13 protein-coding genes are annotated in these 15,318 nt (G+C 59.2%); 4 read left to right on the forward strand and 9 right to left on the reverse strand.

The window, feature by feature from the left end:
* Position 1: 1 nt before the first annotated feature.
* The 5 genes from FHT29_RS20685 to FHT29_RS20705 form a co-directional block, all read right to left on the reverse strand.
* Positions 2–946: a peptidylprolyl isomerase gene (locus FHT29_RS20685; RefSeq protein ID WP_037193987.1), complete on the reverse strand. Its 945-nt coding sequence runs from the start codon at positions 944–946 to the stop codon at positions 2–4.
* Between the two features lie 207 nt (positions 947–1,153).
* Complete coding sequence (locus FHT29_RS20690) at positions 1,154–3,529, reverse strand: LPS-assembly protein LptD (RefSeq protein ID WP_037193989.1); 2,376 nt, start codon at positions 3,527–3,529, stop codon at positions 1,154–1,156.
* The gene (gene lptG / locus FHT29_RS20695; protein ID WP_047552874.1) at positions 3,530–4,615 is read right to left on the reverse strand and encodes an LPS export ABC transporter permease LptG; all 1,086 of its coding nucleotides are present in this window, start codon (positions 4,613–4,615) and stop codon (positions 3,530–3,532) included. It abuts the gene before it with no gap.
* Positions 4,612–5,790 (reverse strand): LptF/LptG family permease, encoded by a 1,179-nt coding sequence (locus FHT29_RS20700; protein ID WP_047552876.1) that lies wholly within the window; start codon positions 5,788–5,790, stop codon positions 4,612–4,614. Before FHT29_RS20700 ends, lptG begins: the two co-directional genes overlap by 4 nt.
* Before the next feature lie 102 nt (positions 5,791–5,892).
* Positions 5,893–6,675: a phosphatase PAP2 family protein gene (locus FHT29_RS20705; protein WP_047553337.1), complete on the reverse strand. Its 783-nt coding sequence runs from the start codon at positions 6,673–6,675 to the stop codon at positions 5,893–5,895.
* 206 nt (positions 6,676–6,881) lie between these two features.
* On the opposite strand from FHT29_RS20705, the gene FHT29_RS20710 reads away from it, so the two are divergent.
* Entirely contained in the window at positions 6,882–8,378 is a 1,497-nt protein-coding gene (locus FHT29_RS20710; RefSeq protein ID WP_047553339.1) for a leucyl aminopeptidase, read from the forward strand.
* Positions 8,379–8,410: 32 nt separating this feature from the next.
* Positions 8,411–8,860, forward strand: coding sequence for a DNA polymerase III subunit chi (locus FHT29_RS20715; protein WP_047552880.1), 450 nt, complete (start codon positions 8,411–8,413; stop codon positions 8,858–8,860).
* A gap of 39 nt (positions 8,861–8,899) precedes the next feature.
* Here FHT29_RS20715 and FHT29_RS20720 read toward each other — a convergent pair whose 3' ends face one another.
* Entirely contained in the window at positions 8,900–9,445 is a 546-nt protein-coding gene (locus FHT29_RS20720) for a GrpB family protein (RefSeq protein WP_037193997.1), read from the reverse strand.
* 71 nt (positions 9,446–9,516) lie between these two features.
* Positions 9,517–10,440 (reverse strand): Gfo/Idh/MocA family oxidoreductase, encoded by a 924-nt coding sequence (locus FHT29_RS20725; RefSeq protein ID WP_037194000.1) that lies wholly within the window; start codon positions 10,438–10,440, stop codon positions 9,517–9,519.
* Between the two features lie 228 nt (positions 10,441–10,668).
* Between FHT29_RS20725 and FHT29_RS20730 the strand changes: the two genes are divergently transcribed.
* Positions 10,669–11,247, forward strand: a complete 579-nt coding sequence (locus tag FHT29_RS20730; protein ID WP_037194411.1) for a TRAP transporter small permease subunit — start codon at positions 10,669–10,671, stop codon at positions 11,245–11,247.
* Complete coding sequence (locus tag FHT29_RS20735; protein WP_037194002.1) at positions 11,244–13,010, forward strand: TRAP transporter large permease subunit; 1,767 nt, start codon at positions 11,244–11,246, stop codon at positions 13,008–13,010. The genes FHT29_RS20730 and FHT29_RS20735 overlap by 4 nt, the downstream gene beginning before the upstream one ends.
* Positions 13,011–13,104: 94 nt before the next feature.
* On the opposite strand, the gene FHT29_RS20740 is transcribed toward FHT29_RS20735, so the two are convergent.
* Both FHT29_RS20740 and FHT29_RS20745 read right to left on the reverse strand, forming a co-directional pair.
* The gene (locus tag FHT29_RS20740) at positions 13,105–14,211 is read right to left on the reverse strand and encodes a TRAP transporter substrate-binding protein (RefSeq protein ID WP_037194005.1); all 1,107 of its coding nucleotides are present in this window, start codon (positions 14,209–14,211) and stop codon (positions 13,105–13,107) included.
* Between the two features lie 156 nt (positions 14,212–14,367).
* The gene (locus FHT29_RS20745) at positions 14,368–15,258 is read right to left on the reverse strand and encodes a polysaccharide deacetylase family protein (RefSeq protein WP_037194007.1); all 891 of its coding nucleotides are present in this window, start codon (positions 15,256–15,258) and stop codon (positions 14,368–14,370) included.
* Positions 15,259–15,318: the final 60 nt, after the last annotated feature.

A 15,318-nucleotide genomic window follows, 5' to 3' on the forward strand; every position in this document is an offset into this window, starting at 1 on the left:
GTTAGCGATCGACAATCTGCGCCTTGGAGCGCAGTTCGTCCATGTACTTCTTGTCGTTGGGGTTGACGCCCTTGGCATTGTTCTTGCCGATATCCTCGGCACGGAAGACGGCCGCGGCTGCGACGTCATCATTCACCTGACGCTGCGAGCAGATCGCGATATATTCGACACCGCGGTCCGTCACGACGGAGCTTGTCGTATTGCCCGAGGCTTTTTCGAGCAACGGTTTCCAGATTTCCGGAACTTCCGGTGCCAGAACGCGGCCGAGATCCTGAACGGAAACATCGCGCATGGTCGCAGCAAACACCTTCGCCTGATCGCAACCTGGGAATTTGGAGCGCGACGCCTCAGCCTCGGCCTTGCGCGAATTCAGGATCGCGTTCCGCTTCGCCGTCGGAACGACGAAAATGACCTGCTTCAGGAAGTATTCGGTCGTGACCGGCTTCGACTTGTTTTCCGTCATGCGGGTCACGAGGTCGTCGTTCGATATGCGGTTGCTCGAACCGAAGCGGGCATTCACCACGCGCGGCCAGCTCATGGAAATGGCAATGTAGGATTTGAAGTGGTCGACGCCCACGCCCATCTTGTCGAGGATCTGGCTGAGCTGCTGTGGCGACATCTTGTTGCTGGCGGCGAAACGACCAAAGGCAGCGTCGACCTCCGTCGTAGACACCGACATGCGCAGACGCGCTATTTCCGCACGCTTCAGCGTCTCATCGATGAGCTGCTCTTTCGCCATTTTGGCAAGATCGCCCTTCTGGCGCTGCAACTTGAGGAAGTTGACGCGCTTCGCAATGTCGCCTGATGTAATGACCTGGTTGTTGACAACGACCTTTACCTCACTTGCCGCGAAAGCAACATCGCTGCTCGGTACGGCGAAGCTTGCCATAACCAGGGCCGCGGCTCCGAACAGCAGAGCGCGCATCGGTGTCTTTCCAGAAAACATCAACTACCCCTTCCCAAAGGTCTTTCTTGTCGGCATGTGCCAAATCGGAACGCCATTGGCGCCATAAGGCAACTTTGCGCCACATGTCTACATCAAGCGCGATGAATTGCAAAATCCTTGCGGCGAAACAATGACGCGAGGAATGATGATCCGTTTCAAAATGAAAGAGCCGGCTGTGAAGCCGGCTCTTTGCAATTTTCCTAGATATCAGAACGTTGCGTCTTGGACGCTACCGAGATTGACGTCCCCGAGCGTGCGGAAGGTCAGCCGGGCACCGACGGACCAATTGCTTGCCGACTGATCGGTCGTGTCCTTCTTGTTCAGGAACGAAATGCTGAGGATCGTGCATTCGTCCTCGTAAGACAGGCCTATGCCCTGACGGGTGACCTGGCTGTTGTTGATATCGTAGCTTACCGTCCCGAAGACCGACCAGTATTCCTTGAACTTGATCTGCGCGCGCGTCTGGATTTCATCCTGATCGCTCGTGAAACCATATTGCGGCTGAGCAGTAATATGGGTGTAGATCAAATTCGTCTGGAATATATCGTTCGCAAAACCGACCGATGTGTCGCCGCGGCGGAACGCGAAGTTCTTCTCGTCGAAGCGATAGGATGTCGACAGCGAGATGCCCTGCGGCGTCGTCAGGCCGAACATCGTGACATAGTCGGAACGGGTTGTTTCAAGTCCCGAATCTGCGCCGACACCCGCCAGATCGGGAGTTGCGAAGGAGTTGCGACCGGCAAGCTGGTACGACTGGCCGAAGATGTGCTGCAACTTGTAGCCGTTGTCGAAGCTGCCCGTGTAGCGCCAACCGACGTTGGCGCGCGTGCCGCCTTCTATACGGTCGAAGCCGGAGAACTTGTCACGGTCGAACAGGTTCGTTGCGTCGAAAACGAAGCTCTGGGCATCCTCGTTGGGCAGCTGGCCGGCAAGTTGCTCGTCCGGGCGCACATAAATCTGCGCGATCGGCTCGAACACATGCGTGCTGTTGCTCGTCGTGATGAGGAACGGGTACTTGGCTTCGAGGCCGGCCGTCACCATGCCACGCGTCGCGTAATCGCTGGTGTCGTAGTTGCCGGAATATTGGCCGGTAGGCGAATCCATGCCGAGGCCGTAGACGTCCCCACGCGCGGCTGCCAACGGTGTCAGCACAAGGCCTCCATCGGTGGTGAAGGTGCGCTGCCACTGCACTTCGGTGCTGAGGCGCGTGTCGCTTCCGGAAAGACCAAGGAAGCGGTCGTTCAGGCTGGCGTCGCCAAGGTTGTTGACGTTGTCGAGCACAGAGGCCTTGTCACGCGACAGATGCGTGAGATTCATCGTCGCCGACAACTCGCCGCCATAGACCGACTTCGGATCGACGTAATGATAGTCGATGCTCGGATAAACGACGGCTTGCTGCTTTTCCGCAGTGCTGTTGTTGTCGGCATCCTGGATGTCGTAATAGAAAGCGCGCATATCGAAATAATTGCGCTTTCCGAGACCGGTCAGGTAGATGTCGTTGGTATGGGTGCTCTGGCTGAGACCCTCGAGCCCATATGTACGCGAGAAATTGTTGTCGCTCTGCGCCGTGACATCCCAGCCGAACGTCCAGCGGGGATTGATCTTGAAGTCCGCCTTGGAGCTGATCATGCCGCGCGTCTTGTGCTCGGCATCGCTGGTCCCTGCGGTGAATGAGCCGGGATCCATCTGACTGATGCCGGCGACACGCAGGACATGCGTGCCGTTTTCAAAGCGCTGACGGAACTCGCCCTCGAGCAGCAGGCCTTGGCCGGTGTAGCCTGTGGCGCTGACCGTCGCATCCATGCTGGGCGATATGACGTAATAATATGGAACCTTCACGCCAACACCGAGGTGCTGCGAGACGCTTACCGACGGAAACAGGAAGCCGGATTTGCGCTTCACCGTATTGTCGGGAACTTCGATCCACGGGACATAGGCGATCGGCAGGCCGAACAGCTCGAAACGGGCATGCTCGAGACGCACGGTATGCGTCACGCCGTTCTGGACAACGCGCCGTGCCTTGACCTGCCATAGTGGCGCCCGGCCCTCCTGGGAGCAGGCCATACAGGCCGTATAGACGCCCTTTGTCAGAATCAACTGATTGCCGCCGACGCGCTCGCCCTTTTCGGCGACCATGCGGGTGTTGTCAGGCATTTCGATGCGCAGCGAGTTGACGAAGCCGTCCGAGAAGCTGTCGGTGACATCCATTTTGTCACCGTACATGCGATTGCCGTCCGGCATGATCAGCTCGACATTGCCGATGGCCGTCATCCGTCCGGATTTCTGATTATATTCAACCCTCTGGGCGACCATTCTATAGCCGCCATAGTTGATCTGAACGGCACCGCTGGCGGTGACGATCTGCGCGTCCTTGTTATAGACTAATTCATTGGACGAGAGGACAAGCTTAGAGCCCTCCGGTACCTTGACCTGGATAGGAGCGGTTACGGCGCCAGTACCGCCATTGTTGTTGTTGGCCTGGGCATAAACTGCGACAGGGCTCATGATATACGCGCTTGCGGCCGTGCCCGTAACGAGGGCACCCACAAACTTCCTGATACTCTTGCGGTTGCCTGCCGCCACTTAGCCGTCCTCCTGATGAAGCAGGATCGTTGCTCCGAATGCCAATGCGACGATCACGGGTATCCATGTCGCCACGAAGGGAGGAACCACTCCGCTGCTCCCGAATGCCTTTACAAGCACGGTGACAACATAAAGCACGAAGCCTGAGAGGATTCCACCCAGAATCACGGAGCGCGATTGGTTGAATCTACTGAATTTTAACGAGACTGTTGCTGCGATCAATGTCATTGCCACCAGAAGGAATGGTTGCGATAGCAGCGAGTGAAATTGGGTTTGGAGTGCATTGGTCGATATGCCGAAGGAGCGTGCGACCTTTATTCGATTAGAAAGATCATAAAAAGCAATGGTTTCCGGCTGTGCAAGGCGCTGTGAGACGAAATCCTGTTTCAGATTCGTACGGACTTGTACCGAGCTCTTGTGGTCAGGGATTTCGCCCGGCCGCCGTTCGACGACATTGTTAAGAAGCCAGTAACCATCTTCCAACTTTGCCGACTGCGCATCCTGCCGGAGAACGATATTTCCCTGTGAATCGAAGTGGATAAAGACGACGGTCATCAACGTCGTTCCATTGTTCAGGACGGCCTTGGCGCCAATGATCACATCGTCTTTGCCGTTCGACTGGCGCAGCCACGGTACCGAAAGTGTATTGTGATAGGACGGGTCGCCGCGCAGGTCGGCTTCCATCGTCTCAGCCTGTCGCTGGCCCCATGCCGCCACTGGATTGAGGGCGAACATGGTCAGCAGGCCGACGCAGAAAGCGCCCATTATGAACGGCATCATGAATTGCCAGACCGAGATGCCGGCGGCGCGCGCTATCACCAGTTCGCGGCGCCGGTTGAGTGCGATCAGCACCGTCATGCCGACGAAGAGGGCGATGAACGGCACGGTCTGCTGCAGAATGAACGGCAACCTGACCATCGTCATCACCAAACCGAGGGGAACGGTATACCCGGGCAGTCCCGCGAGTCGGCCGGCGGTCTCACTGAAATCGACGAGATAGACGATCGAGATGACACCCAGGAAAAACCAGAACGTCGTCACGATGTAGCGAGTGAAGAAGTAGCGCCCGAGTGTGCCGAAGATCATGCGCCGCTCCCGTTGGAATTGCCGGGTGTTGCAGGCATGCGATCCTGGACTTTCTGTCTCCAGTTACTGAGCCGGTTGCGGATCGAGACCGGCATCGTCATCTTCCGGTTTCTGAACAGCAGCACGATCGCGATGAGAGCCGAGATGATGTTGATGCCGTAGAGAACGCCAATGAAATTAGGCGCATTCTCGATTTGGTTGGCCGCATAGAAATCCGCCCAGCGCAGCGCAAAAGCTATGGTCAGCGCCGACACCATGGGATGCAGACGTGCTTCGCGATGCGACCGAGCGTCGCCGGCGATGACGAGCGATATCAGCGCGAATATGGCGGGAAGAGCCCAGTCGTTGAGGCGCCTGTGCAATTCTGCCCGGTAGCCGGTAGGTTTGGCCTTGTAGTCCGCGTCGTTCGGATCCGGATTCAACAGGAAGCCGAGGTCACGGTCGCTGGCGCGCACGGTCGCCTGGCCACGGCTCTGCGTCATGTCGGAGAGATCGAAGGAATAGGAATCGAAGTTTATGATCGAGACATCGCCATCGGCTGTTTTGCGATGGACTTCGCCGTCCTTCATCAAAAGCGACGTGCCGCTCGGATCGACAGCGCCTTCCTTCGCATAATAGATGAGATCGAAGGCAGGATCGCGGGAGTCAACGACGAACAGCCCCTTTAGAATACGTCCCGACAAGCGCTGGCTGATCTGTACGTAAAGACCATCCTCGATACGCCGGAAGTTCTTCTCTTCGATGACGGTGGAAAGAAGGTCGGCATAGGCCTCCGCGACCATCTGGCGGGCAGCGACGCGAGCCCTGGGCTCAACCACATTATCAACGAAGAAGGAGAAAACACTGATCGCTATGGCAAGAATCATGATCGGGCGGATGATGATGCTTCGTCTCGCGCCGGCCGCTTCCATGACCGTAAGCTCCGAATCGCTGTTCATCGCCGTCAGCGTCTGCGTGATGCCGATGACCAATGCGAAGGGCAGAACGATCGGAATGATCGTGGGCAGGATAAGGGTCGCAAGCTTTGCGAACGACCCGATCGACTGGCCGCTGTCGGTCACGAGATTGATGCGCTGCAGCACCTGGGTCGTCCAGATAATAGCGAGCACTGGCAGCAACGCCACCAGGAACATCATACCGACACGCCGTACGATATAGGTTTCGAATAACTTCATGCCGGCCCTTAAACGCAACGCCCGTCGAGCGAGCCGACAGAGATTCATCCTCATCTACGCTGTTTGCGTTTTTTTGGCGACAACCAACTCGCAAAAAAATCGTTAATTTTCCGAGATTCTTCTGTTGTGTGTCGTTTGGGATAATGCCAGCAGCGCGGCGAATATGACAAGCGAGGAAAGCCAGCCGAGGACGGCATCGGACAGGTAGTGGCCGCCGAAAGCCACTCTGAGCGCCGGAATGACGACAGAGACGGCAGCGATCGGCAGGGCGACGGCCCTACGATGCGGTTGCGGGATGATGAAGATCAGGCAGAACAGCCAACCCGCGGCTGCTGCTTCGCCCGAGATGAACGAGCAGTTGCTGACACATTTGCCGGCGAAGGATCCCGCATGCACGAAATCGAGCGTGCCGCCGAACAGATCGGTTTGCCTGGGGCGGGGACGGCCCGAAAAGGCTTTCAGCCAGAGATTGACGATCACGACCGGACCAAGCAGCAACGAGCCGAGCGCGATCTTGAGGTTGCGGGCTCTGAGCGTGTTGAAGGTTGCACCATGGTGCTGCCAGCACTGGAGCAGCATCCAACAGAGGATGACGGCCGAGATATAGGGGAGTTGAAAAAACACCTCCCGCAGCAGGCGCAGATGCTGATCGTCACCATAAGGGAAAATGCCGCAGATCTGATCGGGCCTGGCAAGGGCGAGACATTGCTTGGGCAGGAAGAACGCGTTCGCGACCGCGAGGTCGATCTGCGGAAAGAGCGAGAACAGACCCAGCAGCATCCACCAGAGACAGAAGAGCGCGATGAAGGTGTCACCCGCCGTGCGCGGGCGCAGGTTTTCAGGAAAGCGGTCTTCGCGGTCGAGGCTGTTGAAGTCTATGATCAAGGTGGCTTTCCGGCAAAGAATGACGCCGCCCGATGGCGGCGAAAACACCAATGCGCCGAGCCTAGCTGCGCTAAATGACAGGGATTTGAAGCGGCGAAGTCCGTTTCTTCGGGGAACGCTTTGCCAAAGGCTTGTATTGCCTAGGCAAACCTTGAATGATGACCACCGAAATTATTCTTGTAATACGCATGGTAATCGGAGCCGAAATGTCTGTGAAATTCGAGATTTCCTTCGCCAAGTCGGTCCGCCTTAGTGGTGGTCTGGCCATTCTCCTGAAAGACACCGATAGTGAGCTGCCGGCGGGTGCCGAGAGCGCCGATCCGGCTCATGTTTTCGCCAAGGCCGCGCCCATTTCCGGCTTCAAGGCCAAGGCATTGAACAGCCTTGATATTATCGCTCCCGAAGCCGCGCCGGTCGACAGGATCGTCGTCATCGGCACCGGCAAGGCGACGAACCTGAGCGTTCATGACTGGCTGAAGCTCGGCGGCAGTGCTGCGGCCAAAATCCGCAATGCGGAAAAGGTAGCCATCTTCCTCGATGCCCCGGCCATCAAGGTCGGAGCCAGGGAGGCCGCGGATTTCGCGTTGGGCATGTTGCTGCGCGCTTATAGCTTCGACACCTACAAAACGAAGAAGGGTGATGACGACGAGAAGGCTGGCGCCCGCAAGCCCGTCAAGGTCACGATCGTCACCCAGGAGGCCGCTGCCGCCAAAAAGCTCTTCGCGGCTTCAGAGGCGATTGCCGGCGGCGTGATTCTCGCGCGTGATCTCGTCAACGAACCGCCGAATGTCCTCGGTCCCGTCGAGTTCGCCGCCAAGGCTAAGGAGCTGGAAAAGCTCGGCGTCGAGGTCGAGATCCTGACCGAGCGCGAGATGCGCCGGCTCGGCATGGGCGCGCTGCTCGGCGTCGCGCAGGGCTCAGCCCGGCCGCCGCGCCTGGTGATCATGCACTGGAAGGGCGGCAAGTCGAAAGACAAGCCGGTCGCCTTCATTGGCAAGGGCGTCGTCTTCGACACCGGTGGCATTTCCATCAAGCCGGCCGCCGGCATGGAGGACATGAAGGGTGACATGGGCGGGGCCGCAGCCGTCACCGGCCTGATGCACGCGCTCGCCGCACGTGGCGCCAAGGTCAACGCGATCGGCGTCATCGGCCTCGTCGAGAACATGCCTGACGGCAACGCCCAGCGGCCGGGCGACATCGTCACCTCCATGTCCGGCCAGACGATCGAAATCATCAACACCGACGCCGAAGGCCGGCTCGTTCTCTGCGATGCGCTCTGGTACACCAACGATCGCTTCAAGCCGCAATTCATGATCAATCTGGCGACCCTGACCGGCGCGATCCTGGTTGCCCTCGGCAATCTGCAAGCCGGCCTGTTCAGCAACGACGACAAGCTGGCGAACGAGCTGACTGCTGCTGGTCTCGTTACCGACGAACGCCTGTGGCGCATGCCGCTCGGCAAGGACTACGACAAGATGATTGACAGCAAATTCGCCGATATGAAGAATACCGGCGGCCGCCATGCCGGCTCGATCACCGCCGCCCAGTTCCTCAAGCGCTTCGTCGGGGAAACGCCATGGGCGCATCTCGATATCGCCGGAACGGCGATGGGCTCGGTTCAGGATGAGATCAATCAATCCTGGGGCTCCGGTTTCGGCGTGCGCCTGCTCGACGAGCTGGTCCGTGCGAACTACGAATCGTGACCAGGCTGGCCTTGTGAGATAGAAGAGGCGATATGACCGACGTTCTCTTCTATCACCTGACGGAATCGAAACTTGAGGACGCCCTGCCGCCGCTGATCGACAAAAGCGTTGAGCGCGGCTGGCAGGTTGCTGTCCAGATGCGCGAGCCGGCGCGGCGCGATCTCCTTGATGCCCATCTCTGGACCTACCGCGAGGACAGCTTCCTGCCGCACGGCACGGATGAAAGCGAAATGGCGGACCGGCAGCCGGTGCTGCTGACGGTCTCGCCCGACAACATCAACAATGCCAGCGTACGATTCTTTATCGATGGTGCAGAAGCCACGGACGTCGAGTCGTACCAGCGCGTCGTGTTGATGTTCGACGGATACGATCAGGAGCAGCTGGAAAGCGCGCGCGCCCAATGGAAGCGTCTGAAAGGCGAGGGGCATAGCCTCACCTATTGGCAGCAGACCCAGGACGGCCGCTGGGAGAAAAAGGCGTGACGCTTTTGCCGCTCCCGTTCCGGGAAGCGGCAACCAGGCTCATTCAGCCTCCGCCAGAATCTTGTCGATGAAGTCCTTCTTCGCCGCGGTGTAGGCCGCGCGGTTGTCGGCATATTTTGACGCAAGCTCCACCTTCAAAGCCTCATAGGCGTGAGCGATATCCGGGCGCTTGCGTAAGTGGTCGCGAAATACGATGAAATGACGCCAATTCGTGCCGCCGTGTTCGACGACGTGAACTAGGTGCGTGCGGGTATCCCCGGCGACATCGCGGCCGAAAATGTGATCGTCGGGGACAATATTGCTGCCGGCATAGTCATAGCCAATGGATGCCATCGGCTCGATACAGGCAAGGCCGTCCTCGAAGCGCCGAACGCCGACGGCAATGTCGATGATCGGCTTGGCCTTGATTTCCGGGATGGAGGTGCTGCCAAAATGCTGGATCTCGATGGCAAGGTCGCCGAGAGCGCCACGAATGGCAGCCTCCTCCAGCAAATAGGCCTCGTGCCATTTCTGGTTCGGCTCCGCAAGTTTGACTGTCTTATTGCGGACGCCAAGGCCGAAGGATTGTTCACGTTCCGATACCATCGGCAACTCCCCGATGTGATAATGCGCTAAGCTAGTATACTGCGTAGCCTATCTCACATCGGGGAATGCGATCAATCGTGAAACGCTTCCACAAACTTGCGCTTACCGAGCATGAAGGCGTCGGCGACGTGACGCAGCGGCGAAACGTCGACATCGGAGACACCGGCTTTGACGATCTCGGCAAAGCGACGATAGAGCGAGGGATACTCGGCTTCAGGCGCCGAGAAAGTCAGTTCGCCATTCACGGAAAGCTTGGAGCCGCCTTCTGAAAGAACCATCTGGCCCGCATCCGTCTCGGCGACGATATCCCAGCTCTGCTTGCCGGTCTGGCGCCAGTCGAATTCGGCATGAACCGGCAGACCCTGGCCGCTCTTGAAGCGCAGATCGGCCGCGATCGGCGAATCGCGATTCTCCGGGAATTCCAGTGTCGCGCCGGTCAGGAAGAGCGCTGGAAAAATATGGGTGACGATCGACAGCGCATTGATGCCAGGATCGAAGACGCCGAGTCCGCCGGCCTGCCAGATCCATTCCTGGTTCGGATGCCAGTGGCGCACGTCTTCCTTCCAGATCACATGGACGCTGCGGATGGTCGTGTCGGCGAGGAAAGCCTTGGCGGCCTCCACGGCAGGCGCATAGCGCGAATGCCAGCTCGCAAAGAGTGAGACGCCTTTGGTCCTTGCGAGATTCTCGAGATCGGCAACTTCGCTCAGCGTCGCGCCCGGCGGTTTTTCCAGGAAGACGTGCTTGCCGGCCGAAAGCGCCTTGTAGGCAGCCTCGTAGCGATATTGCGGCGGCATGCAGAGCGAGACGGCGTCGATTGCCGGCACGGCGTCGAGCATGGCCTCGATGGTCGTGAAGGCCGGAATGCCCTCGACGGTGCCATGACGGCTTGCCGTGGCGACCAGCTTGAAATCCGGATTGTTCGCGATGGACGGAAGATGCTGGTCGCGGACAATCTTGCCGACGCCGACAATAGCAAGGTTGATGGGGGACATGGGTGTCTCTCGATTAGTATGATTATTGATGCGATCTTTATCAGAATGCCGCATGCGGGCAAGGGCGGCAAATTGTAAATGCGTGCGCTCGGCTTTACGCGCGGGCATTGTACCGGAGCCATCATCACACTTGGAAAACCGGCTCGGGCTCTTGATTCACCGCTTGAAATCGGCACTCTGCCTGTGCGCGGCAAGAGATCCTGGGAAAGACCGCCGCGGGGGGAAATCATGAAAACATTGCTCGGCTTCAGCCGAATCGTGGACTATGCGACTGAGATCATTGGAAAATCAGTCTCATGGCTCATTCTGGTCGCCGTATTGGTCAGTGCCGGAAATGCCATTGTCCGTAAAATGTTCAACATCTCGTCCAATGCTTGGCTGGAGGCGCAATGGTATCTGTTCGGCGCCGCTTTCATGCTCGCCGCCGCCTATACGCTCCGGCAGAACGAGCACATCCGCATCGATATCGTCTATGGCTCGCTCCCGCGCCGGGCGCAGCACTGGATCGATCTCATCGGCCACTGCCTGTTCCTCATGCCGTTCGCACTGCTGATGGTCTATGACCTCGTGCCCTACGTGCGCATGTCTGTCATGTCCGGTGAGGTCTCCTCCAGCGCGGGCGGCCTGATCATCTGGCCGGGCAAGGCACTACTGCTGGCCGGCTTCTTCCTGTTGGCGCTGCAGGGTATCTCCGAGATTATCAAGAAGATTGCCGTCATGCGCGGTGATATGGAGGATCCGAACCCCTATGTGCCGACGCATGCGCCCCTCGAGGTGGAAACGCCGGTAGGGGAGACACGCCGATGATGGAATTCATTGCCGTGAACATGGCGCCGATCATGTTCGCCTCGCTGATCATCTTCCTGCTGATCGGTTATCCCGTCGCCTTCGCTCTCGCCGCCAACGGTCTCCTGTTCTTCTGGATCGGCGTCGAACTCGCACCCTATTCGGGTGGTTCCATCAATCTGTCATGGCCGCTCCTCAATGCGCTGCCGGATAGGTTCTGGGGCGTGATGTCCAACGATACGCTGCTGGCAATCCCGTTTTTCACCTTCATGGGCATCGTGCTGGAGCGTTCCGGCATGGCCGAAGACTTGCTCGACACGGTCGGCCAGCTTTTCGGCCCGATCCGCGGTGGGCTTGCCTATGCGGTGATTTTCGTGGGCGCACTGCTTGCCGCCACCACCGGCGTCGTTGCGGCTTCGGTCATCGCCATGGGCCTTATCTCGCTGCCGATCATGCTGCGTTACGGCTATGACCGGCGGGTGGCCTCCGGCGTCATCGCCGCCTCCGGCACCCTGGCGCAGATCATTCCGCCGTCGCTGGTCCTGATCGTGCTTGCTGACCAGCTCGGCCGCTCGGTCGGCGATATGTATGCAGGGGCACTGATCCCAGGCCTCATATTGACCGGCCTCTACATGCTCTATGTGCTGGTAATGTCGATCATCAGGCCGAACTCGATGCCGGCACTCCCGAAAGAGGCGCGCTCGCTCGGCTCCGGCGTGACCTCGCTTTTCGTCGCGTTGCTGGTCTGCGCCGGCGTCGCCTATGCCGCCCATGTCTATCTGACGCCGATCTACGGGGGAAACGCCGATATTCTCGGTGCAACTGTCGGCGTCGCCTTCATCTACGCCATCGCCGTCATCGACAAGACGATGAAGTTCAATCTGATGTCGCGGCTGGCGCAGCAGGTGATCATCGTGCTGATCCCGCCATTGGCGCTGATCTTCCTCGTGCTCGGCACTATCTTCCTCGGCATCGCGACGCCGACCGAGGGCGGAGCGATGGGGGCAGTGGGCGCGCTGGTCATGGCGGCGGCCAAGGGCCGGCTGTCCATGGACGTCGTCCGCTCGGCGCTGGCGTCGACCACGCGCCTTTCTTCCTTCGTGCTGTTCATCCTGATCGGCTCGCGCGTGTTCTCGCTGACCTTCTACGGGGTCAACGGCCATGTCTGGGTCGAGCATCTGCTGGTGTCGCTGCCGGGCGGCGAAGTCGGCTTCCTGATTGCCGTCAATCTCCTGGTCTTCGTGCTGGCCTTCTTCCTCGATTTCTTCGAGCTGGCCTTCATCATCGTGCCGCTGCTGGCACCCGCCGCCGATAAGCTGGGCATCGACCTCATCTGGTTCGGCGTTCTCCTTGGCGTCAACATGCAGACGAGCTTCATGCATCCGCCTTTCGGCTTCGCGCTGTTCTACCTGCGCTCGGTCGCGGCAAAGGTGCCCTATCTCGACAAGGTCACGGGTAAAAATACGGCTCCGGTAACGACCGGTCAGATCTATTGGGGGGCGGTGCCGTTCGTCGGCATCCAGGTGCTGATGGTGGCACTGACGATCACGTTCCCGCAGATGGTCATGCACTACAAGGGCGCGGGCACCGGGCTTGACCCCAATACGATCAAGATCGAAGTACCGGGCTTCGGCACACCCGGCCAGGACAATGGCGGCGGCCTCGGCCTGCCGGGCCTGCAGCTTCCGGGGGGCGGTCCGCCGAGCGACAAGCCGGCCGGGCAGGGCGGCGGGCAGCCAAATCCGCCGGCCAATGATCTCAGCCAACCGCCATCATTCAATTGAAGGCGGTCGTTATAGGCATGTTGGATTGCCTTCGGCCAGGGCAAAGAAAAACCCCGGAGCGCCGCTCCGGGGTCTCTTGTTTCCAGTTCGCTGATCAGATCTTGCCGGCGCGCTGCAGCGTCATCATGTAGACGTCATAACTATACTCAGCGACCTGCGCATAGAGATAATGCTGGCCGCGGAAGCCCTTGATCGATTCCCAGATCTTCTTGAAGGTCGGGTTCGAGGCTTCCATTTCGGCATAGACCTCGTTCGACTTCTCGAAGCAGGCGTTCATGATTTCGGTGCTGAACGGACGCAGCTTGGCGCCTTCGGCGACGACGCGTTTGATGGCGGCAGGATTCAGATAATCGTACTTCTGCAGCATGTTGGCGTCGGTCGCCTGGGAGGCGGTGCGCAGCAGCGACTGATAGGCCTTCGGCAGGCCCTCATAAGCCGCTTTGTTGAACATGAAATGCACGGTCGGGCCGCCCTCCCACCAGCCGGGATAGTAGTAGTAGGGTGCGACCTTGTAGAAGCCGAGCTTCTCGTCGTCATAGGGGCCGACCCATTCGGCTGCGTCGATCGTGCCCTTTTCCAATGCCGGATAGATGTCGCCGCCGGCGATCTGCTGCGGCACGACGCCGAGGCGCTCCACCACCTTGCCGGCAAAGCCGCCGATGCGCATCTTCAGGCCCTTGAGGTCGGCAACCGAATTGATCTCCTTGCGGAACCAGCCCCCCATCTGCACGCCGGTATTGCCGCCTGGAAAGCCGATCAGCCCCTGCGTTGCCAGGAATTCGTTGAACAGGTCGATGCCGCCGCCGTGATATTGCCAGGCATTCATGCCGCGGGCATTGAGGGCGAAGGGAACGGCCGCGCCCAGTGCCCAGACCGGATCCTTGCCCCAATAGTAATAGGCAACTGTGTGGCAGGCCTCGACGGTGCCTGCCGAAGTCGCGTCGGCGGCCTGCAGGCCGGGCACGATTTCACCGGCCGCGAAGACCTGGATGTTGAAATTGCCGTCCGTTGCTTCCGAGACGTATTTCGACAGCACTTCGCCGCCGCCGTAGATCGTATCGAGCGATTTCGGGAACGACGAAGTCAGGCGCCAATTGATTTTCGGATTGCTCTGGGCAACGGCCGGAGCCGCAAGGGCTGCGGCTGCAACCGAGCCGGCGCCGGCCACGCCGGCTTTCCTCAGAAATGAACGACGATCCATCTGTTACTCCCCCCGGATACGAGCGGGCGGGCTGGCCCGCTCTTCGTGATCACGCCGCAACTAATCACGCCGCTCGGCGCCTTTCAAGCGCATCCGAAGATCTTGCAACCACTGACTGATGTTTATCTCAGGAAACCGTTCTCCGGCTTCGGGCCCTCAGCGCGTGAACTTGATATCGGCCTGGGCGACGAGATTGGTCGCCGGTGCCGGAGCGTGCTTGTACTTGAGCGTCACGACTTTGTATCCCTCCTTCTCGAGGCGGATCAGAAGGGCCGGCAGCATGGTCACGGTACGCTGGTGGATGTCATGCATCAGGATGATGCCGCGCCCGCGCTCCTGTAGCTGCTTTATCGTTCGCGCCGTGACAGAAGCTGGCGTGGAAGTGAAATAGTCCTTGCTGTCGACATCGACGTCCATGACGATCATGTCGCGAGCGGCGACGGCGGCGCGCAGGCGTTTGGAGTCGGCGAGGTAGGGGAAGCGGAAGAAGGGTATTTCGGTGCCAATGACCTTGGAGACGGCATTCTTGCCCTTGGCGATCTCGGCCATCGCCATGTCGAAGCTCATCTTGTCGAGGTCGGGATGGCGGAAGGTATGGCTGCCGATGGTGTCGCCACGAGCGAAGACTTCCCGGGCGATCGCCGGGTGGGCTTGCGCCATTTCGCCGACCATCATGAACGTCGCCTTGACGCCGAACTTGTCGAGCGTGGCGAGAATGCGTTCGGTCTTGCCGGGGGCAGGGCCGTCATCGAACGTCAGGATGACTTCCTTGTCGGCCAGCCTGACGTCCTTGAGCGAAGAGACTTCCAGCGTCCGGCCAGCGAGATTGTGCGGGCCATTTATGCTCGCCAGGTCTCTGGTCTCAAGATCGGCGACGAGCCATTTGTTCGGCTCCATCTCGACCGGATCATTGGCTTTCAGCGGCTTGTGGCGCGGCTCTTCGGCCGCATAGCCGGTTTTGAGCGATGCTTCATTGCCCGGTTTCGTGGCGCATCCTCCCAGAGCCAGGGACACGGCAAGGCCAGCCAGTAAAACACGGTAGTTCATCGGAATCGCTCAACACTTATGTCAATGAAGGTTGGGCGTACTTTCCGTAGTTATGGTTAA

Origin of the sequence: Rhizobium sp. SG741 (assembly GCF_012275435.1) — a bacterium.
Classification (GTDB): Bacteria; Pseudomonadota; Alphaproteobacteria; order Rhizobiales; family Rhizobiaceae; genus Rhizobium; species Rhizobium lusitanum.

Excerpts from the sequence above, each read along its gene's own strand:
- FHT29_RS20685 (WP_037193987.1), bottom strand. The coding sequence starts at position 946 with ATGTTTTCTGGAAAGACACCGATGCGCGCTCTGCTGTTCGGAGCCGCG.
- lptG (WP_047552874.1), bottom strand. The coding sequence starts at position 4,615 with ATGATCTTCGGCACACTCGGGCGCTACTTCTTCACTCGCTACATCGTG.
- FHT29_RS20700 (WP_047552876.1), bottom strand. The coding sequence starts at position 5,790 with ATGAAGTTATTCGAAACCTATATCGTACGGCGTGTCGGTATGATGTTC.
- FHT29_RS20710 (WP_047553339.1), top strand. The coding sequence starts at position 6,882 with ATGTCTGTGAAATTCGAGATTTCCTTCGCCAAGTCGGTCCGCCTTAGT.
- FHT29_RS20715 (WP_047552880.1), top strand. The coding sequence starts at position 8,411 with ATGACCGACGTTCTCTTCTATCACCTGACGGAATCGAAACTTGAGGAC.
- FHT29_RS20720 (WP_037193997.1), bottom strand. The coding sequence starts at position 9,445 with ATGGTATCGGAACGTGAACAATCCTTCGGCCTTGGCGTCCGCAATAAG.
- FHT29_RS20725 (WP_037194000.1), bottom strand. The coding sequence starts at position 10,440 with ATGTCCCCCATCAACCTTGCTATTGTCGGCGTCGGCAAGATTGTCCGC.
- FHT29_RS20730 (WP_037194411.1), top strand. The coding sequence starts at position 10,669 with ATGAAAACATTGCTCGGCTTCAGCCGAATCGTGGACTATGCGACTGAG.
- FHT29_RS20735 (WP_037194002.1), top strand. The coding sequence starts at position 11,244 with ATGATGGAATTCATTGCCGTGAACATGGCGCCGATCATGTTCGCCTCG.
- FHT29_RS20740 (WP_037194005.1), bottom strand. The coding sequence starts at position 14,211 with ATGGATCGTCGTTCATTTCTGAGGAAAGCCGGCGTGGCCGGCGCCGGC.
- FHT29_RS20745 (WP_037194007.1), bottom strand. The coding sequence starts at position 15,258 with ATGAACTACCGTGTTTTACTGGCTGGCCTTGCCGTGTCCCTGGCTCTG.